General features: G+C 65.2%; 29 protein-coding genes. 21 read left to right on the forward strand and 8 right to left on the reverse strand.

Translation table 11 applies throughout. The features are described 5' to 3' along the window. Nucleotides 1-19: 19 nt before the first annotated feature. The 3 genes from DFR67_RS06625 to DFR67_RS06635 are packed head-to-tail and all read left to right on the forward strand — an operon-like array spanning nucleotide 20 to nucleotide 2,469. Entirely contained in the window at nucleotides 20-889 is an 870-nt protein-coding gene (locus tag DFR67_RS06625; protein WP_110468600.1) for an aldo/keto reductase, read from the forward strand. Beyond that, nucleotides 889-1,485 carry a TetR/AcrR family transcriptional regulator gene (locus DFR67_RS06630; RefSeq protein WP_110468601.1) on the forward strand — a complete coding sequence of 199 codons (597 nt, stop codon included), beginning with the start codon at nucleotides 889-891 and terminating at the stop codon, nucleotides 1,483-1,485. Before DFR67_RS06625 ends, DFR67_RS06630 begins: the two co-directional genes overlap by 1 nt. Nucleotides 1,486-1,503: 18 nt before the next feature. Continuing rightward, nucleotides 1,504-2,469, forward strand: a complete 966-nt coding sequence (locus DFR67_RS06635) for an aldo/keto reductase (RefSeq protein ID WP_110468602.1) — start codon at nucleotides 1,504-1,506, stop codon at nucleotides 2,467-2,469. Between the two features lie 61 nt (nucleotides 2,470-2,530). On the opposite strand, the gene DFR67_RS06640 is transcribed toward DFR67_RS06635, so the two are convergent. After that, on the reverse strand, nucleotides 2,531-3,403 hold the full coding sequence (locus DFR67_RS06640; protein ID WP_110468603.1) for an oxygenase MpaB family protein: 873 nt from the start codon (nucleotides 3,401-3,403) through the stop codon (nucleotides 2,531-2,533). 75 nt (nucleotides 3,404-3,478) lie between these two features. After that, nucleotides 3,479-4,396 carry an ADP-ribosylglycohydrolase family protein gene (locus DFR67_RS06645; RefSeq protein WP_110468771.1) on the reverse strand — a complete coding sequence of 306 codons (918 nt, stop codon included), beginning with the start codon at nucleotides 4,394-4,396 and terminating at the stop codon, nucleotides 3,479-3,481. A 62-nt stretch (nucleotides 4,397-4,458) separates the two neighbouring features. Here DFR67_RS06645 and DFR67_RS06650 point away from each other — a divergent pair, with 62 nt between their 5' ends. Next, nucleotides 4,459-5,088 carry an NUDIX hydrolase gene (locus tag DFR67_RS06650; protein ID WP_110468772.1) on the forward strand — a complete coding sequence of 210 codons (630 nt, stop codon included), beginning with the start codon at nucleotides 4,459-4,461 and terminating at the stop codon, nucleotides 5,086-5,088. Between the two features lie 8 nt (nucleotides 5,089-5,096). Here DFR67_RS06650 and DFR67_RS06655 read toward each other — a convergent pair whose 3' ends face one another. Beyond that, on the reverse strand, nucleotides 5,097-6,206 hold the full coding sequence (locus tag DFR67_RS06655) for a zinc-binding dehydrogenase (protein ID WP_110468604.1): 1,110 nt from the start codon (nucleotides 6,204-6,206) through the stop codon (nucleotides 5,097-5,099). A gap of 93 nt (nucleotides 6,207-6,299) precedes the next feature. On the opposite strand from DFR67_RS06655, the gene DFR67_RS06660 reads away from it, so the two are divergent. From DFR67_RS06660 to DFR67_RS06670, 3 genes are all read left to right on the forward strand, one after another. After that, nucleotides 6,300-6,761 carry an acyl-CoA thioesterase gene (locus DFR67_RS06660; RefSeq protein WP_245937770.1) on the forward strand — a complete coding sequence of 154 codons (462 nt, stop codon included), beginning with the start codon at nucleotides 6,300-6,302 and terminating at the stop codon, nucleotides 6,759-6,761. Between the two features lies 1 nt (nucleotide 6,762). Beyond that, on the forward strand, nucleotides 6,763-8,010 hold the full coding sequence (locus DFR67_RS06665) for a cation:proton antiporter (RefSeq protein WP_110468605.1): 1,248 nt from the start codon (nucleotides 6,763-6,765) through the stop codon (nucleotides 8,008-8,010). 210 nt (nucleotides 8,011-8,220) lie between these two features. Continuing rightward, nucleotides 8,221-9,504: an HNH endonuclease signature motif containing protein gene (locus DFR67_RS06670; RefSeq protein WP_245937771.1), complete on the forward strand. Its 1,284-nt coding sequence runs from the start codon at nucleotides 8,221-8,223 to the stop codon at nucleotides 9,502-9,504. A gap of 125 nt (nucleotides 9,505-9,629) precedes the next feature. On the opposite strand, the gene DFR67_RS06675 is transcribed toward DFR67_RS06670, so the two are convergent. Further along, a complete protein-coding gene (locus DFR67_RS06675; RefSeq protein ID WP_110468606.1) occupies nucleotides 9,630-10,379 on the reverse strand; it encodes an alpha/beta fold hydrolase in 750 nt (249 codons plus the stop codon). A gap of 31 nt (nucleotides 10,380-10,410) precedes the next feature. Beyond that, nucleotides 10,411-12,132, reverse strand: a complete 1,722-nt coding sequence (locus DFR67_RS06680) for an AMP-binding protein (RefSeq protein WP_110468607.1) — start codon at nucleotides 12,130-12,132, stop codon at nucleotides 10,411-10,413. Between the two features lie 148 nt (nucleotides 12,133-12,280). Here DFR67_RS06680 and DFR67_RS06685 point away from each other — a divergent pair, with 148 nt between their 5' ends. Continuing rightward, nucleotides 12,281-13,312 carry a hypothetical protein gene (locus tag DFR67_RS06685; protein ID WP_110468608.1) on the forward strand — a complete coding sequence of 344 codons (1,032 nt, stop codon included), beginning with the start codon at nucleotides 12,281-12,283 and terminating at the stop codon, nucleotides 13,310-13,312. Here the strand turns inward: DFR67_RS06685 and DFR67_RS06690 are convergent. Next, nucleotides 13,303-13,734 carry a CoA-binding protein gene (locus tag DFR67_RS06690; protein WP_110468609.1) on the reverse strand — a complete coding sequence of 144 codons (432 nt, stop codon included), beginning with the start codon at nucleotides 13,732-13,734 and terminating at the stop codon, nucleotides 13,303-13,305. The genes DFR67_RS06685 and DFR67_RS06690 overlap by 10 nt on opposite strands. Nucleotides 13,735-13,777: 43 nt before the next feature. On the opposite strand from DFR67_RS06690, the gene DFR67_RS30425 reads away from it, so the two are divergent. The 3 genes from DFR67_RS30425 to DFR67_RS06700 are packed head-to-tail and all read left to right on the forward strand — an operon-like array spanning nucleotide 13,778 to nucleotide 14,763. Beyond that, nucleotides 13,778-13,915, forward strand: a complete 138-nt coding sequence (locus tag DFR67_RS30425) for a hypothetical protein (protein WP_158539913.1) — start codon at nucleotides 13,778-13,780, stop codon at nucleotides 13,913-13,915. A gap of 55 nt (nucleotides 13,916-13,970) precedes the next feature. After that, the gene (locus DFR67_RS06695; protein ID WP_110468610.1) at nucleotides 13,971-14,498 is read left to right on the forward strand and encodes a DUF1697 domain-containing protein; all 528 of its coding nucleotides are present in this window, start codon (nucleotides 13,971-13,973) and stop codon (nucleotides 14,496-14,498) included. A 58-nt stretch (nucleotides 14,499-14,556) separates the two neighbouring features. After that, nucleotides 14,557-14,763, forward strand: coding sequence for a DUF2510 domain-containing protein (locus tag DFR67_RS06700; RefSeq protein WP_110468611.1), 207 nt, complete (start codon nucleotides 14,557-14,559; stop codon nucleotides 14,761-14,763). Nucleotides 14,764-14,815: 52 nt separating this feature from the next. On the opposite strand, the gene DFR67_RS06705 is transcribed toward DFR67_RS06700, so the two are convergent. After that, a complete protein-coding gene (locus DFR67_RS06705; RefSeq protein ID WP_211324956.1) occupies nucleotides 14,816-15,508 on the reverse strand; it encodes a GntR family transcriptional regulator in 693 nt (230 codons plus the stop codon). A 138-nt stretch (nucleotides 15,509-15,646) separates the two neighbouring features. On the opposite strand from DFR67_RS06705, the gene DFR67_RS06710 reads away from it, so the two are divergent. From DFR67_RS06710 to DFR67_RS06755, 10 genes are all read left to right on the forward strand, one after another. Beyond that, a complete protein-coding gene (locus tag DFR67_RS06710) occupies nucleotides 15,647-16,855 on the forward strand; it encodes an NRAMP family divalent metal transporter (protein WP_110468613.1) in 1,209 nt (402 codons plus the stop codon). Beyond that, nucleotides 16,852-17,610 carry a LamB/YcsF family protein gene (locus DFR67_RS06715; RefSeq protein ID WP_245937772.1) on the forward strand — a complete coding sequence of 253 codons (759 nt, stop codon included), beginning with the start codon at nucleotides 16,852-16,854 and terminating at the stop codon, nucleotides 17,608-17,610. Before DFR67_RS06710 ends, DFR67_RS06715 begins: the two co-directional genes overlap by 4 nt. Further along, the gene (locus DFR67_RS06720; protein ID WP_110468614.1) at nucleotides 17,607-18,221 is read left to right on the forward strand and encodes a 5-oxoprolinase subunit B family protein; all 615 of its coding nucleotides are present in this window, start codon (nucleotides 17,607-17,609) and stop codon (nucleotides 18,219-18,221) included. The genes DFR67_RS06715 and DFR67_RS06720 overlap by 4 nt, the downstream gene beginning before the upstream one ends. Continuing rightward, a complete protein-coding gene (locus DFR67_RS06725; RefSeq protein WP_110468615.1) occupies nucleotides 18,218-19,096 on the forward strand; it encodes a 5-oxoprolinase subunit C family protein in 879 nt (292 codons plus the stop codon). The genes DFR67_RS06720 and DFR67_RS06725 overlap by 4 nt, the downstream gene beginning before the upstream one ends. After that, a complete protein-coding gene (locus DFR67_RS06730) occupies nucleotides 19,093-19,881 on the forward strand; it encodes a putative hydro-lyase (RefSeq protein ID WP_110468616.1) in 789 nt (262 codons plus the stop codon). The genes DFR67_RS06725 and DFR67_RS06730 overlap by 4 nt, the downstream gene beginning before the upstream one ends. A gap of 141 nt (nucleotides 19,882-20,022) precedes the next feature. Beyond that, nucleotides 20,023-21,192 carry an LLM class flavin-dependent oxidoreductase gene (locus tag DFR67_RS06735; RefSeq protein WP_110468617.1) on the forward strand — a complete coding sequence of 390 codons (1,170 nt, stop codon included), beginning with the start codon at nucleotides 20,023-20,025 and terminating at the stop codon, nucleotides 21,190-21,192. Nucleotides 21,193-21,196: 4 nt separating this feature from the next. After that, nucleotides 21,197-21,610 (forward strand): SRPBCC family protein, encoded by a 414-nt coding sequence (locus tag DFR67_RS06740; protein ID WP_110468618.1) that lies wholly within the window; start codon nucleotides 21,197-21,199, stop codon nucleotides 21,608-21,610. 75 nt (nucleotides 21,611-21,685) lie between these two features. Further along, complete coding sequence (locus tag DFR67_RS06745) at nucleotides 21,686-22,222, forward strand: flavin reductase family protein (protein WP_245937773.1); 537 nt, start codon at nucleotides 21,686-21,688, stop codon at nucleotides 22,220-22,222. Further along, nucleotides 22,219-23,433, forward strand: a complete 1,215-nt coding sequence (ribB, locus tag DFR67_RS06750) for a 3,4-dihydroxy-2-butanone-4-phosphate synthase (RefSeq protein ID WP_110468620.1) — start codon at nucleotides 22,219-22,221, stop codon at nucleotides 23,431-23,433. Before DFR67_RS06745 ends, ribB begins: the two co-directional genes overlap by 4 nt. After that, on the forward strand, nucleotides 23,434-23,805 hold the full coding sequence (locus tag DFR67_RS06755) for a hypothetical protein (RefSeq protein WP_245937774.1): 372 nt from the start codon (nucleotides 23,434-23,436) through the stop codon (nucleotides 23,803-23,805). It begins immediately after the preceding gene. 22 nt (nucleotides 23,806-23,827) lie between these two features. On the opposite strand, the gene DFR67_RS06760 is transcribed toward DFR67_RS06755, so the two are convergent. Then, nucleotides 23,828-24,655: a helix-turn-helix transcriptional regulator gene (locus DFR67_RS06760; RefSeq protein ID WP_245937775.1), complete on the reverse strand. Its 828-nt coding sequence runs from the start codon at nucleotides 24,653-24,655 to the stop codon at nucleotides 23,828-23,830. Nucleotides 24,656-24,674: the final 19 nt, after the last annotated feature.

The following is a 24,674-nucleotide window of genomic DNA, read 5'->3' on the forward strand; positions in this document are numbered from 1 at the left end:
GTTCTCATGAGGAGACCGTATGACCAGCTCCACCACGACAGCCACCCGGTCCGGCCAGTTCGCCATCGGTGGCAAGCTCACCGTCAACCGCCTCGGATACGGAACGATGCAGCTCACCGGCCCCGGGGTGTGGGGACCCCCCAAAGATCCGGACGAAGCGGTCAAGGTTCTCCGCCGAGCCGTCGAACTCGGCGTCAATCTCCTCGACACCGCCGACTCCTACGGCCCGGTGGTGGCCGAGCCTCTGATCAAAGAAGCGCTCTACCCGTACGCCGACGACCTGGTCATCGCGACAAAAGCCGGCCTGACCCGCAGCGGTCCCGGTGATTGGCGTCCGGTCGGGCGACCCGAGTACCTGCGTCAGCAAGCCGAGATGAGCCTGCGACTGCTCGGGGTCGAGCAGATCGGATTGTTCCAGCTACACCGGATCGACCCGAAGGTGCCGCTCGAAGACCAGGTCGGCGAGCTGAAACTGCTGCAAGAGGAGGGCAAGATCAACCAGATCGGGTTGTCGGAGGTCACCGTCGAGGAGACGATCGCCGCACGCAAGATCGCCGACATCGCGACGGTTCAGAATCTCTACAATCTCGCGAACCGCGGCGCCGAGAAACTCCTGGAGTACGCAGCAGCAGAAGGCATCGGCTTCATCCCCTGGTTCCCGCTCGCCACGGGCGAGCTCGCAGGAGAGGGCAGCAAGCTCAGCGAACTCGCCGCCGACAAGGGCGTGAGCCCGTCGCAACTCGCACTCGCCTGGCTGCTCGCCGTGTCACCGGTGGTCTTGCCCATACCGGGCACGTCCAGTGTCGCGCATGTGGAGGACAACATCGCAGCCGCCGGCATCGATCTCTCTGCCGCAGACCTCGAAGCCCTCACCGCAGCGGTGGCTTGATGGCTGCCGCAGAGCAGTCCACCAACCTGTCCAGCGCCCGCAGCATCAAGTGTCACAACGACGTGGTGGCCGCCACCCGCGAACTGCTCACCGAGGGTGGGCTCGCGGCCGCGACGATCGACGCCATCTCTGAGCGTTCCGGCGTCAGCAAGGCCACGATCTACAAACACTGGCCGAGCCGGATTGCTGTCGCTGCAGAAGCTTTCAGCGTCGCCCTGGGCGGGGCCATCCCGACTGCGGACACCGGCAACATCGTCGACGACATGACCGAGCAGCTGCGCAACGTGAGCACCTTCTACTCCACGCAAGAGGGCCACGTCTTCACACAGTTGATGGCCGCATGCGTTGACGACAAAGCCGGCGCGGAGTACTTCCACCGCTTCTTCCTCGACGGCCGGCGCGCTCGGGTCGCCGAGATCTGGCAGCGGGCTGTCGATCGCGGCGAGGTCGACCCGGACACCGACATCGATGTGGTCACCGATGTGCTGTTCGGACCGATGGTGCTGCGGCTGGTGAGTGGACACGCACCCTTCGAGGGCGCACAGGCCGAGTCGTTCGCGAAGGCCGTACTGTACGGATTGCTGCCCTCTGTCTGATCACCGGGAGAGACCGACATGAAGTACGTGAATCTTGGAAACACCGGACTGAAGGTTTCGGCGGTGACGCTGGGCTGTATGAGCTTTGGCGCCGCGGGTCAGGGCGCGCACGCCTGGACCCTCGACGAGGACGCCAGTCGCGACATCATCGAGCAGGCGCTCGAAGCCGGGATCACCACCTTCGACACCGCGAACATGTATTCGCTCGGCTCCAGCGAGGAGATAGTCGGACGGGCGATTCGGGATTTCGGTGATCGCGACGACCTGGTGATCGCGACCAAGGTCTATCAGCGTATGCGTCCAGGCCCCTACGGTGCGGGCTTGTCGCGCAAGGCAATTCTCGCCGAGGTCGACAACAGCCTGCGCCGCCTGGGCACCGACTACATCGATCTCTACCAAACTCACCGGTGGGATTACGACACGCCGATCGAGGAAACGATGGAGGCGTTGCACGATGTGGTGAAAGCGGGCAAGGTCCGCTATCTCGGTGCGTCATCGATGTACGCGTGGCAGTTCGCAAAGGCACAGCACACGGCGGACCTTGGCGGCTGGACGCGCTTCGCGTCTATGCAGGATCACTACAACCTCATCTATCGGGAGGAGGAGCGAGAGATGTTGCCGCTCTGTGCCGATCAGGGAATCGGTGTGATCCCGTGGAGTCCGCTGGCCCGCGGCAGGTTGGCCCGCCCATGGGACGAGCACACAGCTCGAACCGATACCGACGAGTTCGGCAAGACGCTGTACGTGAGCAGCGACAAGGACGTCGTCGAACGAGTGCTCGAGGTCGCCGCCAGACATGAGGTCGCACCGGCCTCGGTGGCATTGTCCTGGGTGGCTGCTCGCACCACCTCACCGATCGTCGGCGTCACCAAGCCCAAGCATCTCGCCGACGCCGTCGTCGCGCTGGACGTGCACCTCACCGACGACGAGTCGCGGTATCTGGAAGAGCCCTACCGGCCCCACGAGGTCGCCGGGTTCGTCTGAACACGAGGTCTCGCGGCCCCGCGTCGTTTGGACTGACGAGGAGCGAGCGGAGCGAGCAAATTCAGTACTGCGGCATTGGGCATCCACGTGGGAACGTCCCCAGCTTGGTGAGGTCGTAGCCGTCGGGGTAGCTGCGGATGTTGGGAAGATCGCGAGCATGGATCGGCTGCTTGCGGACAGGGAAGAACCGGATCAATCGACCGCGGGCACGCAAGGCCGCTCGGGAGACCGCCTGGACGACGCGGGGCGGGTGCTTGTATCCGAACGCGTCGAGAAGCGGCGGGTCCATCAGCGACCGGGCGAAGATGTTGATCAGCCACTTCGGCGCCTTGTCGTTCGGCGGGAACGTCGCCATCAGCGCGAGCGTCGAGTCGGCGACCTTGCGCGCTCCCTCGTTGTACGCGAAGTTCTTGTCCTCGTAGTCGTCGAGGAATCGGGCGAACTCGGTGAACGTGGCGGGGATGTCCTTGATACCCATCAGCGCGCCGAGGCGACGATAGTAGTTCGTGGCCGCGACGACTTCATTGTGGTTGAGCTGACGCCAGCCATAGTCTTCGATCCAGCGCACCGGGGTCACGACGAAGGTGGCGAGTACATAGCGCATGTCGTCGTTCGAGATGTCGTATGAGCCGTGCATCTGATTCACGCGCCTGATTCCCGCGCGTCCCTCGTCGCTGTCGAGACCGTGTTCGAGCACGGCATCCAGCAGCAACGTGGTGTCGTCGTAGCGCTTCTGCACACCCCCGGTGAACTCACCGGTATCGAAGAGTAGCTGGCCGACCGTCGGTACCGCATAGGTCCGGAACAGCGCAAAACTCAAGGCTTGATTGATGTCCCAGGGGAACTCGATGGTGGCGAGCTGCCGGTTGATCTCTTCGAAGTCCCGTTCGGGATCGAGTTCGCTGGTCTTCTTGCGGACTGCGTAGCGGCTCACAAGCGATTCCTGACCGTTGAGTGTCTGTGGTGTGGACCACAATAGCTCACCCGACCGAGCGAGCGATCGGCGTCGCTACGTTGTCGTCGCACCGATGATGCGCCGGGTGACCACACTGAGGTCCGCAGCCGTGGCGTCGGGATAGCCATGCAGCATCTCGACCCACTCGTTCGGCACTGCCGATGCCCCGTGGCAGGCGCCGACGAGTCCACCTGCGATCGCAGCTGTGGTGTCGGTGTCATTGCCGGCCCGCACGCAGTATTCGAGCGTGGTGGGCACATCGCCCTCTGCTGTGGTGATCGCCCACCAGGCGGTCTGTAGGGCGTGCACCACCCAGCCGTTCTTGGGAAAGTCGGCGGGCGTACCGGTTTCGGCGATGTCCAGGAGCGGTGACCAGTAGTTGTTGGTCGACGCCTCGGCCTCAGACAGGTACAGCCGTACCCCGTCGAGCGTGCCGGTGAGGACAGCGTGCCGGATTGCGAAGCCCCAGAGCCGGCATGCCTCGCGGGCCCGTTCATCGTGGTGCGTCAGATCGCTGATGGCCCCGGCCGCATCCACGCACGCTGCGGCGTCATCGAGAAACGCCAATGCCACCGGCGCGGTACGCATGAGCGAACCGTTGCCGCCCGTGCGACCGGACAAGCCCGCAGCTCTGGCAGCCATGGCCTGCGCCGTGGTGCTGCGCGCAGAGAGCACCGCGCGGGTCTGGTTGCCGATGTCGGGCGGATTCGAGTCGTACCACCTCGCGAAGGCTGCCGCGATCGCGTCGAGATCGGCGTGGCTCGCCGACAATCCCTCCGCGACGCACAGCGCCATCGAGGTGTCGTCTGTCCACTCACCCGGGGCCCAGTCGAACGTGCCGCCCCCTTTCATGAGGATGCGGGTATCCGCGGAGGGATAGGTGAACTCATAACCTGCGCCCAGGGCATCACCGGCCGCCGTGCCCACCAGCACCCCGGTTGCCCGGTCCAGCTGCTGTTCGGAAAGTCTCATGGCCACTCCTTAGATCAAGGTTGCGCTAAAGGTTAGCGCAATGATGCGCTAAGGTGCAAGACATGGTGTGGAGAGACTCGTCAGGAAAGTCGCTTGCCGACTATCCGCGGCCGTCGGTTGCCGTCGACGTCGCGGTTCTGACGGTCGACAGCGATCATCTGGCCGTCTTGGCCGTCAACTCCGAACGGGGACCGGCGCTACCGGGGACGTTCCTCCATCCACGAGAGACACTGCGCGACGCCGCCGCCCGGGCGCTCGCGAGCAAGGCCGCGATCACCGGCCTCGACTTCCACCAGCTCGGCATGTTCGACGACCCCGATCGAGACGATCGCGGATGGGTGTTGTCGATGGCCCACGGCGCCGCCATCGCCCATGAGAAGCTAGCCGGCGCAGCCCGTTTGGTGAACATCACCGACACCGAAGTCGACGAGCACCTGGCCTTCGATCACAACGACATCGTGACCGAGGCAGTATTGGATCTACGACGGCGATATCGCGCCGACCCCGACCCTGATCACCTTCTGCCCGCCCAATTCACGCTCTTGGAGCTCCGCAGGCTGCACGAGACCATCTTCGCGCGGGACTTTCCGAAAGACACCTTCCGGCGCCGATTCATCAACGCCCTCGAGGGGACCGGTGAGCGTTCATCCGCCGAGACCGGCAGACCGGCCGAACTGTTCCGGGTGCGTTGACATCGGCGTCAGAAGACGATGATTTGCCGGATCGCCTTGCCGTCTGCGAGTTGGTCCATGGCGGAATTGATGTCGGACAATGCTATTCGAGAAGAGATGAGCTGCTCCACGGGCAGCCTGCCTTCGCGCCACATCTGCGCATACTTCGGGATGTCCCGGCTCGGCACGGCAGAACCGAGATAACTCCCGATGACGGTGCGGGCTTCCGCCGTGATCGTCAAAGGCGAGATGCTCGATCGCGCCTCCGGTGCGGGCAACCCGACCGTGACGGTGGTCCCGCCGGGTGCCGTCGCGGCGAATGCGGTCTCGAAGGCACGCGCATTGCCGGCGCACTCGATGACGTAGGTGGCCTTGACCGCGTCGTCCGAGACCTGCTGCGGGGTGTAGGTCTCATGCGCACCGAGCGATCGTGCGTGGTTTAGTTTGTCCTCGAAGGTGTCGACAGCGATGATGCGTGAGACCTGCTGAGCCACAGCGGTGATGAGCGCTGCCATCCCGACTCCACCGAGTCCGACGATCATGATCGAGTCGCCTGGCCCCGGGTTCGCGGCATTGAGTACCGCACCTCCCCCGGTGAGAACAGCGCAACCGAGCACCGCGGCGACATCGGCGGGCACGTCGTCTCCGACGGCAACTGCCGAAGCGGCGTCGACCACGGCGTAGGTGGCGAAACCGGACACGCCGAGATGATGGTGGATGTGGTCGCCCGATCCGGGATGCGCCAGCCTCCGCCCGCCGCCCAGCAATTCACCTGCGTTGTTGGCCACGCTGCCGGGCCCGCAAGGCAGCCTGCCGTCGGCCGCACACCCCGCGCAGTCCTCGCAACGAGGCAGGAACGACATCACGACGCGTTGCCCGATCTCGACTCCGCTGACCTGCGCGCCGACCTCTCGCACGATTCCGGCCGCTTCATGGCCGAGCAACATCGGTACCGGGCGCACGCGGTTTCCGTCGACCACACTGAGATCTGAATGGCATACGCCGGCAGCTTCGATCTGCACGAGCAGTTCGGTCGGCCCAGGCGCCCCCAGTTCCAGCTCGCGGACCACGATCGGCGTCGACTCCGCGTAGGGCCTCGCCCGCCCGATCTCCTCGAGTACCGCTCCACTGATCCGCATCGCCCGTCCCTTCTACGTGCTCCATACCCCTGAACAATGATGCACCTCGTACTCTTTGACGAGGCATTCGCCGACGCAGAGAGGCTTTGGACAGTGAGCAGACCCGCACTTCCGGTTCCGCAGGACTACCCGGTGCTGTGGCCGGTGCCGACCCGCTGGGACGACAACGACCACTACGGACACGTCAACAACGTGACGTACTACTCGTACTTCGATACCGCGGTGAACGCCTGGCTGATGTCGGCATCGGGGACCGACATCCGGCGGTTGCCCGCAATCGGCATCGTCGCCGAGACGTCCTGCAACTTCCTCAGTGAACTGACGTTCCCCGAGCAGCTGCAGGTCGGGCTGTCGATCGAACGACTCGGCACCCGTAGCGTCGTCTACTCGCTCGCGATCTTCGCCGAGCGTGCTGATGGCTCTCTCAAACCGGCCGCGACCGGACGATTCGTGCACGTCTACGTCGACCGCGACACCCGCAAACCCACCGAGATCCCCGCCGCCATCGCGGCGGCGGTGGCCGGGCTGCACTCCCCCACACAGAATGTGAATTGACGTGTCGACGACCGTGGTCTCGTCTCTGTTCTGGATAACCGTGACCGCGGTGCTGGCACCGCTGCTCGCCGGGCTCATCCGTAAGCGGCGGATACCAGAGGTGGTGCTCCTGCTCGTCGGCGGAATCATCATCGGGCCACATGCCCTGGACATTGCATCCGAGGGAACCGAGATCCAGCTCCTGCGTGAGCTCGGCTTGGGAATGCTGTTTCTGCTCGCCGGCTACGAGATCAAGACCTCCGAACTCGTCGGCCGAGAAGGCCGCCGCGCGCTGTACACGTGGATCTGTTGCCTGGCGCTGGCATTCGCGGTGACCTTTGCGATCGGTGCGACCGGCCTGGTGTCTGCGGAGAGTGCGGTCGCGATCGCGATGTGCTCGACGGCGCTGGGCACACTGCTGCCGATTCTCCGCGACGCCGGGATGCTCGAGGGCCGCCTGGGCCTGACGGTGCTCAACCACGGGGCGTTCGGTGAACTCGGGCCCGTGATCGCCATGGCGATCCTCCTCAGCGCCCGCGGCTCGTTGAAGTCCGCGATCGTACTGGTGGTCTTTGCCGTTGCCGCAGTGGTGGTCTGGCTGATCTCCGAACACCTCGTCGCACGGCACCACTGGTTGACGAGGGTGGTCTCGGCGGGCTCGGACACGACGGCACAAACCACGGTGCGCATCACGGTCATGCTGCTCGTCGGCCTGATGGCGTTGGCTTACGCCTTCGATCTCGACACCATACTCGGCGCGTTCGCCGCTGGATTCATTCTCCGTCGTATGCTTCCGGACGGGGACGAATCGTTCGAGATCAAACTCGACGGCATCGCTTTCGGACTGCTGATACCGGTCTTCTTCGTCACCTCGGGAATGGCGATCGACATTTCGGCCGTCGCTGCCGAGCCTGGTGTCCTGGTGGTGTTCGTGCTGATGATCTTGCTGGTCCGCGGCGTGCCGGTGTTCATCGCAGCACGCTGGGACCGTGGGAACTCCGGCAACCAGCAACCTTTCGATCTACGAGAGCGCGTTCAACTCGGTCTGTACGCAGCCACCGGACTTCCGATCATCGTCGCCGTCACGGGGGTCGCGGTTGCCTCCGGCGACATGTCGGCGGGCAATGCCTCCGTGCTCGTCACCGCCGGCGCTGTCACCGTCCTGGTCATGCCATTGGCGGCGTCGATCGTCGGTGCACGCGGCAAGAAGTCGGTGGCTCCGTCGAGGGATCCACAGGGTGAACCTGGGCGCGAAGGCGACCTGCTATAGCGCTCGTCCACCCGAATCCGCCTCATCCACCGGCTATTTCGGGTTGTCGACGCAAAGAGCAGGTGGTCGGAAGGCGACGATCTATCACTATCGTACCCCTTTGACATCCTGCCGACGATAATGCTTTGCATAGCGAAAGATGTTGCAGCACAGCGAAATAAGTTGTGTCGAACACTTGTGCGAACACGTAAATCGCGGTAGATTGAGGTCATGAACTTTCGGGGGTTGTTCGAACGCCTATCAACGATGGCAGCTGATCCACTGCTGCTCGCGCCGCTCGACGACGTGGCGTTGTCAGAGGAGACGGTGTTCGCATTGCGGGCGAAGAATGTGTTGGACGCACTGCTGTTTCGGTTCACCGCCGACCTTGACAAGCGTGGGGTGGCCAAGACACTCGGCGCGGATTCGACCGCGGCATTGCTGCAATCGGTGCAGGTATCACCGGCCGCTGCGCACCGCTACGTACGGGTCGGTCGCGCCCTCGGGTCCATCCCCTCAGTGGCTGCGTATGCCGTGGACGGGACTCTGTCCGGTGAGCACGTGGACGCCATCGTCAAAGGCCTGCACCACATTGACCGCCGCGACCCGGACCTGTCGGAGTCCGACCGCGACGACTGTGTCCGTGGGTTGTTGACCGAGGCGCGTATCTCGACGCCTGCCGCGGTCATCGAACGCGCCCACGAGATGGCGATCGCCTTCTCGCCGCCGGACAAAGAAACGCCCGATGCGGAGAACGATGAGCTCAACGAAGTGTCGTTCGGGACCGGCGATGACGGCCGCACTCACGGCACCCTGGACCTGGACAAAACCCTCGGGGAGAAACTGGCGACCGCGTTGCGTCCGCTGGCCAAACCCGTCCCCGAACCGGACGGGTCACCGGATCCCCGCAGCACCCCGCAGCGTCTCGCCGAAGCCCTCGGGAAGATCCTGGACGTGTTTTTCGCCCACCATGACCGGCCCGTCGAAGGTGGAGTGAAACCGCGGGTGACGATGACCGTGTCCGCGGAGCAGCTGTTGGCGTTTCAGATGAACGGCATCGCGGGCGCGAAAGTACCGACCGCGCCGGCGACGTTCGAGTGGACGGGGCCGGTGTCGGTGCCGACCGCGCAGATGACCGCGTGTGATTCGGTGATCACCAAGATTTTGCTCGACAACCATGCTGTGCCCCTGCAGGTGGGGCGCGAGTTCCGGACCGTCACACCCGCCATCCGCAAAGCCCTCATCGCCCGGGACAAAGGCTGCGCGTTCCCCGGCTGCGGCTGCCCCGCCGGATGGACCGACGCCCATCACATCACATTCTGGAGCCACGGCGGCGAGACGAGCCTGGCCAACACCGTTCTGCTGTGCCGCAGGCATCACAACTACATCCACCACAAAGGCTGGACCGTGTTCCTCGGACACGACGGCCACCCCTGGTTCATAGCGCCTGGGAAGACCGAACCAATGCGGTCGCACGCCAGACGCACACTGACCAACGAACCACTCGCCGCCTAACAGGCCCACAAGTTCACGAGAAATTACACACGACGACGCAGCCTGAAGTTACTACCGCAGCACCGGATGACACCGGTGCGGTTGGAACATTGACAATTCCATAGTGTGAGCCTTCGCCGACCAAGCTACAACCGCAAGAAATCCAAAACCCGCCGGTTGAACTCGTCCGGCCGATCGCGGTGCACGCTGTGCCCGGCATCGATCTGGAAGTAGTCGCCGCGCGGTAGCGCTTCGGTGAGACTCTGCAGGTGCCGGGGCGGCAGAAAGCTGCGCTCGCCACCGGAGATGATGAGCGTCGGAAAGGTGATCAGCGAGAGCGTGTCCCACCACGATGTGTCGATCGCATCGAACTGACGGGTGACGACGTCGGACATCCTGTGATCGAATCGCAGCACCGGCCCCGGATACCGCGCCATCGTCCAGGCACCTCGCACGCGGTCTGCGATGCCGGTGAAGGGCGCGATGTTCTCGTCCAGATCTGCCTGGGTCCTGGGCATCGGCGGAATCTCCTCGAGGACGAGTTTGCCGACCCGCTCCGGACTGGTCATCGCCATCCGCATGGCGGTCTGCCCGCCGAGAGAATGCCCGACCACGTCCACCTGCTCGACCCCGAGGCCATCGAGCACGAAGCTCAGGTCGTCTCGAAAGTCGTTCAGCAGATACGACGGCGAGCGCGAGCTGCGACCGTGGCCGCGTTGGTCGTAGGAGATGACGGTGCGCCCTGCCGTGCGCAAGGCACGAGCCAGCGGGCGCCACGTGTGGTGGTCGCCGCCCATGCCGTGCACGAGCACAACAGGTTTCTCCGAATCGGGACCGGATCGGCGGACAGCAAGTTCGATCGAGCCTGTCGTCGCAGTGCGGGTCAACGTCTCCATCGGACCCACGTTAGCCGCGACCCCGAGATCGTCAGCCTTTCAACTCCGGGAACATGTCGTCACGCCACTCCTCGGAGAGGCCGGCGCCGGTGACCGCCTCGTTCTCCCGCCCCCGCAACTCGACCCTGCGGATCTTCCCCGAAATCGTCTTCGGCAACTCGAAGAACTCGATCCGACGCACCCGTTGGAACGGCGCAAGATGTTCCCGCGCGTATTTCAGGATCTCGTAGGCAGTTTCACGGGTTGGTTCATAACCCGGCGCGAGCGACACATAGGCCTTCGGGATCGCCAGGCGCACCTCATCCGGCGCCGGAACCACCGCGGCTTCGGCCACCGCCGGATGTTCGATCAGCACGCTCTCCAGCTCGAAGGGACTGATCTTGTAATCCGACGCTTTGAAGACGTCATCGGTCCGCCCGACGTAGGTGATGTAGCCGTCGTCGTCGATCGAGGCGACGTCGCCTGTGTGATAGAAACCGCCCGCCATCGCCAGCTCGTTGCGCTCGGAATCACCGTGATAGCCGGTCATCAGCGGCAGCGGGCGCCCACCAGGTCCGTTCAGCTCCAGACAGATCTCGCCTTCCGGGGTTTCTGAGTCTGCGCTGACGCGCTCTCCGCTCAGCGGATCCACCAACACGACAGGAATTCCGGGCAGCGCTCTCCCCATCGATCCTGCCTTGACCGCCGACCCCGGAGTGTTCCCGACAGCCGCAGTCATCTCCGTCTGGCCGAACCCGTCGCGCAGCGTCAGCCCCCACTTGTCCTGCACCTGCGCGATGACCTCAGGGTTCAGCGGTTCACCGGCCCCGATGATCTCCCGCAGCGACCCCGCGCCGCCGCTCATGTCGGCCTTGATGAGCATGCGCCACACGGTCGGCGGCGCGCAGAAGGTGGTGACGGCGTTGGTGCGGAGCTGCGACATGAGTGCCGCGGCGTCGAATCGCGAGTAGTTGTAGATGAAGATCGTCGCCTCCGCGATCCACGGCGCAAAGAAGCACGACCACGCGTGTTTGGCCCACCCCGGCGACGAGATGTTCAGGTGCACATCGCCCGGACGCAGCCCCAGCCAGTACATCGTCGACAACGAACCGATCGGGTACGACGACTGGGTGTGCTCCACCAGCTTCGGTCGGCTCGTGGTGCCGGACGTGAAGTACAGGAGCATCCGGTCGTCCGGCGCGGTACCCGGATGCGCGATACCGGTGTCATCTGCCCCGGCGGCATCGGTCAGATCCAGCCAGCCCTGCACCGTGCCGGTGCAGATCCGCGTGTAATCGCCGGGGACATCGTCGAACTTACCGATGTCCGCAGGGTTGCACAGCACATGTCTGGCTTCGGTCCGTGCAAGCCGATCGCGCAGATCCGCGGCCCCGACCGCGGTGGTGGTCGGCACGATCACCGCCCCGAGCTTCATGACCGCGAGCATCGACTCCCAGAGTTCGACCTGGTTGCCGAGCATGATGATGACCGAGTCTCCGCTGCTCACGCCCTTGTCGCGGAGCCAGCGCGCGACCCGATTCGACCGCCGACGCATCTCGTCGAAAGTGACGGTGATGCGCGCGGTGTTCTCCTCGACGATGATCAGCGCGGGCTGTTCGTTGCCCTGCGCGATGGCGTCGAACCAGTCGACAGCCCAGTTGAACACCGGTCCGACGACGGGCCAGGTGAACTCGGCGACGGCCCGCTCGTGGTCACCTGACAGTGCGAGCAACTGATTCCTGGACTCTCGGTAGACGTCCGTTGCGTTGGTCATCTCATTCCTCCTTTGTCCGCCCTCACCGCTTTCACCCTTCCACTTCCGGACCGTGCCAGGTAGCCCGGAACGGGTTCGGTGTCCCTTCGGACAGGCGGCGTCCGGCGTACTTCGGCGAGCAGTGCCGCGCATCCGGATAATGGGACACATGGTGTACGTGTCAGCGATCGTCGGCTTCGTGCTGGTGTTCGCCACGACTGCACTGGCCTTCGTGGGCACCGAGTGGTTGAAGTCGATCAACTGGTCGGGGAAGTTCCGGGAAGCGTCCCTGCCGACCCAACACCAGCAGCCGCAGACCGCCGCCTTGCCCGACGACGACGACCCCCGACAGGCGGCCATCGAACCCCGCCGTCCACGCGGCGACGGACTGTCCGACCTGGCGAAGACGACCAACACCCCGTACTGGATCAACCTTCAAGGCGGACCGCGTCCAGCCGGTGCCATCGCGATCCGGTTCGCCTTCATCGCCGTCGACATCTGGCGCGGCGACGCACCGCGAATCCCTGTCGACGATCTCCTGGACCGAGAGTCGGGCAAGCCGGACGACTGGTTCATCCGGAGCGATGAGGACCACTACCCGCGGCTGCTCCGGCGCCAGCTGCGACAGTCGCACCTGTCCAAAGACGACCAGGCCACGATCGACGAGATGCGGTCGCATCCGATCGGCAAACTGGCCTACCTGGCGTGCTCGACTGCCACGGCCATCGAGCTGAGTACCTCGTGGCGGCACGACATCTTCGACGAGAAGATGATCCGCGTCGACCTCGACGCCGAAGTCGCCGAGATCAGCACCAGCTGCGCGCGACTGCGCACGGCGGTCGACAAACTGGGACCCCATCCCCCCGACGACCTCGGCGACGACCCCGACGTCCTCGCGATCCACGCCGGCCGCACCGAGATCTACGACGAACGCCTGGGGGTGCTCATCCAGCGACTGCGTGCGTTCACGCGGTACCGCGCCGGCATCGAACAAGTCGACAAACAACTCGCGAAACTCGAGTGGGTGATGAAGGTCGGTACGGAGGATGACACCGACGAGTTCATCGCAGCAGCCGCAGACGAACTCGGTTCGGAGCGACTCAACCGCGCGGCCGAAGAGTTCGACTCGGTCTCCGGAGCCATCATCGAGAGCATGCTCACCGACGCCAAGAAGCTGTCCAGGATCGTGCGCTACTCCTGACCGGTCGTCGGCGCGCGTAACCCCAACCGACGCTGTTCGATGATCAGGCAGCGGTCTTCGACATACAGCAGCCCGGCGCTCTCGGCGATCTCGCGGGCCTCCGCCGAGGCGATACCGAGCTGCAGCCACAACGCACCGGCCCCCGCGGCAACCGCTTGCCGCGCAATGTCGGGGGTCGCTGCGGAGGGCCGGAAGACGTCGACCAGACCCACCTGCTCGGGGATGTCGCCGACGGTGCGATAGACCTTCTCGCCGAACAACTCGTCGGCCTTCGGGTTGACCGGGATGATGCGCCAGCCGTGATCACGCATATAGCGGGGCACGTCGTGGGCGGCCTTGGCCGGATCCGCACTGGCTCCGACCACCGTGATGGTGTCGTAGGTGGTCAGAATCTGCTCGACGATCTCATCGGTCCGGGACATGGCTCGATCATTCCAGACGCCGCGGGAGGGGCACGCTGGACGCATGACCGACGAACCCATCACCGCCGGCTCTACCGAGACCGGGCGCCGCGGCGGCCAGACTGCCACCACATTCGGCCCCATGTCAGGTGTCCGAGGGCAGATGTCCCTCGATCACCGTGTACGGGACCGAATGTGGTGAGTAGGCAGTCGCGTTTGTTCAAGTCGTCCGCTCCCGTTGGTGCCAGAATCGGTCCATGGCAACGCGGATCGTCCTCATTCGAGCAGTGAACGTCGGCGGCGCCAAGCTGCCGATGGCCGAGTTGCGTGAGGTCGCCACCGGTCTCGGCGCCTCCGAGGTCTCCACCTACATCGCGTCGGGGAACCTGCTGTGCACCCCGCCCGGTGACCCCGCCGAGTTCGACCGAGCCCTCGAGAAAGCCATCCAAGAGCGTTACGGCTTCTTCCGTGAGGTCATCAGCAGATCGGACACCGATCTCGAAGCAGCCCTTGCGGCACACCCTTTCGACATCGTCGAGCCTAAGTACTCCTACGTGTACGCCCTCACCGGCACACCGGCCACCACCGCTGTCAACGAGTTCGCGACAAAGGATTTCGGCGCTGACGTCTTCGAGGTCATCGACGACAACCTGCACATCCGCTACGACGCCGGTGCCGGCACCTCGAAGTTGACGGCGCCGGTCATCGCGAAAGGGCTCGGCGTGCAGGGCACCGGCCGAAACCTTCGGACCGTCCAGAAACTCATCGAACTCGCCCGAGCCTGACACGCCGACTTCGTCATCCGCCACCGCCAGGCCTGGTCTGCGCGAGATACTGGTCGACATGGATACCTGGCAGATCGTCATAGCCATCGCGGCCATCGCGCTTGTCATCGGAGTGATAGCAGCCCTGGTCCAGGCGAAGCGGGCGAAACGTCCGCCTATTCCGGCCGACTGGTATCCGGACCAGCGTGACCCTTCACTCGAGCGGTATCACGACGGCAACGGTTGGACCGATCAGACAAGGCCCAACAAGGAAGACGACTACTGACTCGCTCCGGGTGGGGGCACAGTAGGTAGGGGCATAGTCGGTAGGGCCGCAGTCAGTCGAACTGCGTCAGCAGATGCTGTTCGGCGTCATGCAGATACGTGTCCATCGCGTCGGCCGCGGACTCGATCTCTCCCCCGGTCAGCAACTCCACGATCTCCCCGTTGCGCTCGACATATCGTGAGTGGAACTCACGCGCCGAACCGGTCCTGAAGAACACCAGCCGCATCTCGGCCAGCAGCAGGTCCATCTCGACATCGAGGCGGCTGCTGCGGGCCTGCGCGACGATCGCCCGATGAAAATGCTGATTGGCGCTGGCCACAGCGTCGCCGTCGGCATTCGCCAGACCGTCGCGGCCCTCGCTGACCGCCGCACGCATCGCCGCCAAGAACTCCTCGGCCCCCTGACCGACGCGGATCGCACCGGTTTCGATCACCCGCCGTGCGCGGTACACATCCCGCACATCATCGGCGGTGGGCGTCCGAATGAGAACACCCCGATTGGGTACCCGCACCACTATGCGTTCGGAAACGAGCTGGCTGAGCGCCTCGCGCAGCGTATTGCGGGAGATTCCGAGCGCTCGCGCGATGGCTTCCTCCGGTAGCCGAGCACCCGAACGGAGTCGTCCCTCATCGACCTGCGCGCGCAGGACCGCCGCTGCGCGTTCGGCCGAGGACGTGCGCACCACATCGGGCCGGGCGGCCTCGAGTGCCCCGAGGACTTCGACGAGGTCAGATCCGTTTTCCACCAAAACAGTGTACGAGTCCGGGGATTGTGGGATTGTTGAACAATCCTTATCGCCAAGGAAAAGTCCCGGAAACATCGGGGATCAACGCTAGGAGCACGAGAGAAACGCCGCCGGGCCGTCACCCCAAGGAGCAATCCCATGGCAGAAGCCATCCCCGTCGAAACCACCAACAAGGGCGGCAGAGCAGCCCTGCTCGGCGCCATGTTCCTCATGGCCACCAGCGCCATCGGTCCGGGCTTCATCACCCAGACCACCGAGTTCACCGTGCAGCTCGGCGCGGCCTTCGCCTTCGCCATCCTCGTCTCGATCCTGGTCGACATCGCGGTCCAGCTCAACGTCTGGCGCGTCATCGGCGTCGCCGGCCGCCGGGCACATGAACTCGCCAACGAAGTCCTGCCCGGCGCCGGTTTCGTCCTCGCCGGACTCGTCGTCCTCGGTGGGTTGGTGTTCAACATCGGCAACGTCGGTGGCACCGGGCTGGGCACCGACGCCATGTTCGGACTCGAACCCCGCCTCGGCGGCGCGATCTCCGCCGCCATCGCCATCACCATCTTCTTGAGCAAGCGAGCCGGGGTCGCCCTCGACCGTATCGTGGTGGTCCTCGGTGCCGGAATGATCCTGATGACCGGCTACGTGGCGATCGTGTCCGGACCTCCGGCCGGAGAAGCACTACGTAACACAGTGATTCCAGAGGAGATCGACTTCCTCGTCATCACCACCATCATCGGCGGAACCGTCGGCGGATACATCACCTACGCCGGCGCACACCGCCTGCTCGACACCGGCATGACCGGCCCCGAGCACATCACCCAGATCAGTCGCAGCTCGATCCTCGGCGTCATCGTCACAGGCGTGATGCGGGTGTTGCTGTTCCTGGCCATCCTCGGCGTCACCGCCGGTGGAGTGCAACTGGCAGAAGACAACCCCACCGCATCAGCGTTCGAGTCGGCACTCGGTGCCGCGGGGATGCACCTGTTCGGCATCATCTTGTGGGCGGCCAGTATCACCTCCGTGATCGGCGCGGCATACACGTCGGTGTCATTTCTGACCTCGACCGAGACGTCTGCGCGCCGCCGCAATCTGCTGACCGTCGGTTTCATCGCGATCACGACCATCATCTATCTCCTGATCGAGACGACGCCGGTCAAGCTCCTGATCTTCGCCGGTGCGTTCAACGGCATCATCCTGCCGCTCGGATTCACCATCGTGCTGTGGGTCGCCTGGCGCAGACGGGATCTGCTCGGCGGATACCGTTATCCCGCATGGTTGTTGAGTATCGGTGTGATCGCGTGGTTGGTCACGCTGTACCTCGGCTACGAGTCACTGACCACCCTGGGAGACCTGTGAGCACCATCGACCTCAACAGCGACATCGGCGAGTCGTTCGGCCGCTGGGAACTCGGCGACGACAAGGCGATGCTCGACCTGGTGACCAGTGCCAACATCGCGTGCGGATTCCACGCGGGCGATCCGAGCACCATCGCCCGGACGGCACGCTGGTCGGTCGAACGCCGAGTGCGGATCGGTGCCCAGGTGGCCTACCGCGACCTCGCCGGGTTCGGCCGCCGTTTCATCGACGCCTCGCGAACGGAGTTGACCGACGACATCGTCTATCAGATCGGTGGATTGCAAGCGTTGGCCGGAGCCACCGGTGGACGTGTCACCTACGTCAAACCCCACGGCGCCCTGTACAACACAGCGGTGCATCACGAGGAGCATGCGCAAGCCGTGGTCGACGCCATCGTCTCCGTGGACCCAGACCTGGCGTTGCTGGGTCTACCGGGGTCCCGGTTGCTGGCGCTCGGTGAACAACGCGGCCTGCGGGTGGTGCGGGAGGCGTTTGCCGACCGCGGGTACACCCCGGAGGCGACCCTGGTGTCGCGCAAGGAATCCGGTGCCGTACTCCATGATGCGGCCGCGGTCGCAAGGCGCGTTCTGCAGATGGTCACCGGCGGCACCGTCGAGGCGGTCGACGGGTCGGTTGTCACCGTCGATGTCGATTCGGTCTGCGTTCACGGCGATTCGCCCTCAGCTGTCGAGATGGCGCGAACGGTGCGCGATCTACTGACATCGGAGGGTGTCGATCTGGAGGCGTTCACGTGAACCTGTTGCCGTATGGCGACCGCGCCCTACTACTCGAGGTCGCGGACACCGATGAGGTGATCGGCTGGGTGACAGCCATCCGCGACGCCGACCTACCCGGGGTGCTCGACCTGATCCCGGGGGCCCGGACGGTGTTGGTGGTCGGCGACGACCCGCGGGCAATCCCCCGACTGCATAAAGAACTCAAGGCGATGTCGCCCAGTGGGACAACAACACTCGACGACGGACCGGTGATCGAGGTACCGGTCGTCTACGACGGCCCGGACCTCGAGGACATCGCCCGACTGACAGGCCTGGACGTCGACGAAGTGGTCGCCGCGCATACGGGCACTCCGTGGAAGGTTGCGTTCGGCGGCTTCGCTCCGGGCTTCGCCTACCTCGTCGGCGGAGACAATCGTTTGCAGGTGCCGCGCCGCGACACCTCGCGTACCAAGGTCCCAGCGGGGGCGGTGGGACTGGCAGGTGAGTTCAGCGGCATCTATCCCCGGTCGTCGCCTGGCGGCTGGCAGCTGTTGGGACATACGGACTTACCGATGTGGGACGTCGATCGCGATCCCCCGGCGCTGCTGCAGCCAGGAGTCCGAGTCCAGTTCAGAAGGGCCGAATCATGAGCTCCCTCACCGTTCTCGCGACCGGTCCGCTGACCACCGTGCAGGACGTCGGCCGACCGGGCCTGGCAGCACTGGGCGTCGGGCCATCGGGCGCCGCCGACCGCCGGTCGTACGGCCTGGCCAACCGGCTTCTCGCCAACCCGGATGCAGCGGCCGCGCTCGAGGTGACACTCGGCGGACTATCTCTGCGCGTCGATGCCGAGACCTGGTTCGCCGTGACCGGCGCCGACCTGGACGTGTTGGTGGACAGCGGATCCGGGGCCGCCGCCGTCGGCCGCAATGCCTCGTTCGTCGTACCGTCCGGAGGCACTCTCACGCTCGGGATGGCTCGGTCGGGACTGCGTGCTTACGTCGCCGTCCGCGGCGGTGTGGACATCGGGCACACCCTCGGCTCTCGGAGCACGGATACCCTGTCCGGGCTGGGTCCCGAGCCGCTCTCCGACGGCGACGTCCTCGCCGTCGGTCCGCGACCCGGCGACCTCCCGGACCTCGATGTCGCCGCCGTCGCAACACCGGAGGCCGGCGAGGTGGAGCTGGGTGTGTTGCGTGGGCCGCGGGACGACTGGGTCGTCGATGTCGACGACCTCGTACGCACCGTCTGGCAGACGTCGGACCACAGTGACCGCGTGGGAATGCGCTTGAGCGGCAAGGCACCGGGCCTGCGGCACCGCGACGAAAATGGCCAGTTGCCCAGCGAGGGGCTGGTGCGCGGTTCCATCCAGGTGCCGCCCGGTGGCGAGCCGGTGCTCTTCCTTGCCGACCATCCGATGACCGGCGGCTACCCCGTGGTCGCGGTCCTGGTCGCCAACGACACCGACACTGCGGCCCAGATACGTCCGGGCCAATCGATACGCCTGCATTGGAGTCGGCGATGACACCGACCACTCCAGCTGCCACCGATCCGGCAACCGCGCGAGCCCTCTTTCGCGACGGCCTGGTGACACCGACCGCGGGATGGTCACCCGGATGGACGCAGGCGAATCTTCTTGCCCTGCCCCGCGAGGATGCGTACGACTTTCTCCTGTTCGCACAACGCAATCCGAAGCCCTGCCCGGTCCTCGATGTGATCGACGCCGGGGACGTGTCGGGCCCGCTACTGCGCGGCGACATCCGCACCGACGTCCCGCTGTATCGGGTCTACGAGCACGGCACCATGGTCGCCGAGACACCCGATGTCACATCGTGGTGGCGACCCGATCTGGTGACGTTTCTCATCGGATGTAGTTTCACCTTCGAGGCTGCGCTTCTCGACGCCGGCGTACCCGTCAGGCACATCGAGCAGAACCGCAACGTACCGATGTTCCGGACCTCCACCCGATGTCGGCCGGCGGGCAGACTGACCGGCCCGCAGGTGGTGTCGATGCGTCCGATACCCGCTGAGCTGGTCGCCACCGCGGTCCGTGTCACCTCCCGATACCCGGCGGTCCACGGCGCTCCGGTCCACATCGGGGACCCCGGCGCGATCGGCATCAACGATCTCGACACCCCCGATTTCGGCGACGCCGTCGACACCCGGCCCGGAGAGATCCCCGTGTTCTGGGCCTGCGGTGTCACACCCCAGGCAGCCGTCATGGAATCGCGGCCTCCGCTGGCGATCGGTCACGCGCCCGGCCACATGGTGATCACCGATGCCCGCGACACCGACTACCTGGTGCCCTGACGCCCGTCCCCGACCGGCGGTCGGGTGGGCAGGGGTGACGGCGGGCACAGTGTCTACTTTTGCGGACTTCCGCCCGGTGTGACCGCGCCATAGCGTCGGTCGTGTTGTTGCCTACGTCACACAGTCACAAGGGAGTGCCACATGAGCAGGTTGAAGTTCGGAACCTTTCTCGCACCGATTCACACACCGGGACAGAACCCGACGCTACTGCTGCAACGTGACCTGGAGTTCGTTCAGTATCTCGAGACCCTCGGCTACGACGAGGCCTGGTTCGGTGAGCACCACTCGGCGGGCGCCGAGATCTACGCCTCGCCCGAGATCATGATCGCCGCCGCGGGTGAGCGCACCAGCCGCATCAAGTTGGGCACCGGTGTCACGTCCGTGTCGTACCACAACCCGCTGTGGGCGGCCGAGCGCATGGTGATGCTCGATCACCTCACGCAGGGTCGCGCACTGTTCGGTCTCGGACCGGGGTCGCTGCCCACTGACGCCGCGATGCTCGGCCTGTCACAGATCGACACCCGCGAGCTGTTGGCCGAGAACACCGACATCATCATGCGGCTGCTCCGGGGCGAGACCGTGTCGGCGAAAACCCGCACCCACGAGCTGTTCGACGCCAAGATCCAGATGGCGCCGTACTCCGATCCGTTGTTCGACGTCGTGGTCGCCGCCATCGCGTCCCCCACCGGTGCCCGCTTGGCAGGCAAGTACGGCATCGGGTTGCTGTCGATCGCCGCCACCCTCACCGCCGACGGTTTCAGTGCGCTGCAGCATCACTGGGGCATGCTCGAGGAGTTCGCCGCGCAGTCCGGGCGCAGCGGTGAGGTCGATCGCTCGACCTGGCGTCTCGTCGGTCCGTTCCACATCGCCGAGACCAAGGAGCAGGCTTACAAGGACGTCGCGCACGGCATCGAGTACTGGTTCAACTACCTCCAGCACGTCGCCGCCTTCCCGCAGATGGACGTCCGTGGCACCAACTGCGAGGAGATGATCGAGTTCATCAACACCTCCGGCATCGGCGTGATCGGCACCGCAGAAGAGGCCCGCGCCCAGGTGCAGCGACTTGTCGATCAGTCAGGCGGCTTCGGCACCCTGCTCATCCAGGGGCACGACTGGGCCAACCCGCAGGCGACCCGCCGCTCGTACGAGCTCTTCGCGCAGGACGTGATGCCGCACTTCCAGGGGCAGGCGCAGCCGATGCTCGACGCCGCCGAGCGGGCACAGGCGGTTCGCGAAGGCCAGGCCGCCGAGCACGTCAAGGCTGTCGAGCACATGACCAAGAAGTACGAAGCCGAGCTGGGACGGGCGTAGCACCATGGCCAATGTCACTGTTGAACAAGAGTTTCCAGTATCCGCCGACACCGTCTGGGGCTGGGTCGGCAACACCGGAGATGTCGCATCGTGGATCCCGGCCATCGGTTCGTCGCGGATGGAGGACGACGTCCGCCATGTCGTTTTCACCGACGGGGAACCGGCTCGCGAACGGATCATCGAGCACATCGATGCGGAGCGGACCTACACCTACCAATACCTCGACGGACCGCTCCCGTTGCAGCACTATCAGTCGACGATCCTGGTGCTCGAGGCCGCTGACGACACGTGTCTGGTGCGCTGGTCCGCAGAGTTCGGAGCCGAGTCTGCCGAGGTCGAGGCGGGGCTCGCCACCGCAATCGACGGCATCTATTCCGATGCGTTGCAAGAACTGAAGGCCAAAGTAGTCCCTGTGTGACCTGAGATGTCGGGCCGGCGCGGGTGCACACTCCCCGCGCCGGCCCACCACCAATCGCAGCCGAAGAGGTACACCTTGAACACGCACTGCAGCACCGACGACATCCACGCGATCAGCGCCACCGACCCCGCGGGTGTCGGCACCGCTTTCCGGGAAGCGCTGGCGCATTTCTGCTCCGGAGTCGTGATCGTCACGGCCACCGACGCCACCGGAGCGCCGGTCGGGATGACGGTCGGTTCGTTCACCTCGATCTCGATGGATCCGCCGCTCGTCGGATTCTTCGCGGGCCAAAACTCGACCACCCTGCCGCACGTCATCGCCGACGGCAGGTTCTGCGTCAACGTCTTGTCCGAGGACCAACATCTGCTGGCCCGCACGTTCGCGCGCAGCGGCGCCGACAAGTTCGCGGGCACCGACTGGACACCTGCCACCAACGGTTCACCGCGCCTGGCCGGAGCGCACGCCTGGATCGATTGCACCCTCGATCAGCAGCAGAGCATCGGCGACCACGACCTCGTCGTCGGTCGGGTGGACGCACTGGTCGTCCCACAACCGAACGAGCCGCTCGTGTTTCACCGCTCGGTGTTCCATGGTCTGCGAGCCCACGCATGAGCGACCTCACCACCGTGGCCGAGTGCCTCCAACAGCTACGACTGGGACGTCCGGTGATCGTCGTCGACGACGAATCACGCGAGAACGAGGCCGATCTGGTGATGGCCGCCGAGTTCGCAACAGTCGACAACATCGCGTTCTTCCTCGACCACACCTCCGGCTTCCTCTGCGTCGCCATGCCGCAATCGCGCACCATCGAACTCGGCTTGCCGCAGATGGTCACCGACCCGACCGATCCCCTCGGCACCGCCTTCACCGTCAGCGTCGACGCGGTGGCCGGCGTCACCACCGGGATCAGCGCGGGAGACCGGGCCCAGACGATCCGCGTGCTGGCAGCACCCGAAGCGGTCCCCGCCGACTTCACCCGCCCCGGTCACGTCATGCCGCTGCGCGCTCGCGACGGAGGGGTTCTCGAACGCCGCGGACACACCGAGGCCGCCGTCGACCTCTGCGCTGAAGCCGGGCTCGAACCGGTCGGCGTGATCTGCGAGATTATCAGCGCCGACCGTCGGGAGATGCTGTCCCGCGGCGACGTCGGCGCATTCGCGCAGCGCCACGGTCTCGCCATGATCACCATCGAGCAGCTCGTCGCGCACCGACGAGCCGGTGCGATCTCCCGCGGCGCTCAGTGCCGACTACCCACCGATCGCGGCCTCTTCGAGACGATCGCCTACCAATCTGCAACCGGCTCCGAACATCTCGCGCTCGTCAACGGTGACCTCCGTACCGGCACCCCGCTCGTCCGGGTGCACAGCGAATGCCTCACCGGCGACACACTGGGCTCCCGACGTTGCGACTGCGGTGACCAATTGCGCACCGCGATGTCCGAGATCGCCGCCGCGGATTCAGGTGTCCTCATATATCTCGGCGGACACGAAGGACGCGGCATCGGCCTGTCCGCCAAGATCGCGGCCTACCGGCTACAAGACCTCGACGGTCTCGACACCGTCGATGCGAACCTGCGCCTGGGCATGCCCGTCGACGGCCGCGACTACCGTGATGCCGCCGCCATCCTGCACGACCTCGGAGCCGGCCGAATCCGGTTGCTCACCAACAATCCGGCCAAGTCCGCAGCACTGCGCGAACTCGGTATCGACGTCGCCGAGGTCGTCGGACTGGAGATCGAGGCCACGGCCGACAATCTCGGCTACCTGGCCACCAAACGAGACCGGCTCGGCCATCACCTCCTCCCAGAGAAAGCAGTGATCTGAGTGACCGATACAACGGAATCCGAGCGGAGCGGAGCTCACCCCTCGAGCTTCGGCGACCTCTTCGACCGCGTGACCGTGATGCACTCGAGCGCGGCGTGGTCGGACACCTTCTCGGAGCTGTCCGCCGTCCTCGGCGCCCCCACGTTCTCCGACGGAAACAGCTGGTCTGCGTGGAAAGAACTCAGTCTCTCGGATGAGGCGAGCGGTCTGCCCTGGGCCCTGCTGGCGCGCGCATCCGACCTCGACGCCGTCGCCGCGCGGGCGACCGAACTCGGTTGGCGCGTGGGACAACCCGCCAAGGGCGGGCATGAGATCCGGCTGACCCTGACCTCACCGAGCGGGCTGACCGTGATCGCTTACACCCCGTCTTGAAGACGTGGCGCGCGTGATCGGGCTACGCCTGCGGCCTGCGACCGCGACGGAGCACCGCAGTGGCGAGTTCGGCGCGGTTGCGATGACCGGTCACGTCAAAGATTCGGCTGATGTACTTCTTGATCGACAGCTCCGACAGGATGAGCTCCCGCGCGATCTCGGAGTTGCTCAGGCCGTCGCTGACGAGTTCGGCAACCTCGAGCTGGCGCGGCGTGAGGTTTTCGAGCGGATCGACGGTGACGGTTTCGGCCGCCGCGGAAATCATCGCCGTGCGGGCTCGCAGCTGCCGGGCCAGCATGCGCACGGCCAGCAGATCGGACTCATCCCACGTCCGAATCTGATCGAACATCCCGATCAAGGCCTCACCATCGGCGAAGGGCAGGTGCATCGCGGACGCGGTCGCCATGTCGTTCGGATTCAGATAGTCGACGACATACGAGCGTTGCGGCACCGGCAGCCGGGACAGCTCGTCGAGCGTGGTGAAGCCGGCTGCGGTGAGGACCCGGCGCGCCTGCGGCATGGCAAAGACGTCTTTGTCCTGCCACCGATCCTGGTAGACCGTCAGCAACGGCTCCGCAGCTCCGGTGAGCAGCGGGGACGGATCGTCGAAGATCTCAGGAAACGTGGGACCGTGGAAGAACGTGACGTCGCGGACGCCGAAGTAGGTGGAGATGGCCTCGACCAGGGACTGCTTGAACTCAGGCCCGCCGCCCGCATCTTCGCAGATCTCCAGCACCGACAGGATGCCCATCATCTGTTTCTTCGACAGCGCGTCGTGCCATGTCGGACCGGGGGTCACAAAATCTCCGCCCAGGTCCGGACGGGCGCCGATTCGCACTGTCTGCCGCACATACCCACCGAGAGTACTC

The organism is Williamsia limnetica (assembly GCF_003217475.1).
Taxonomy (GTDB): domain Bacteria; phylum Actinomycetota; class Actinomycetes; order Mycobacteriales; family Mycobacteriaceae; genus Williamsia; species Williamsia limnetica.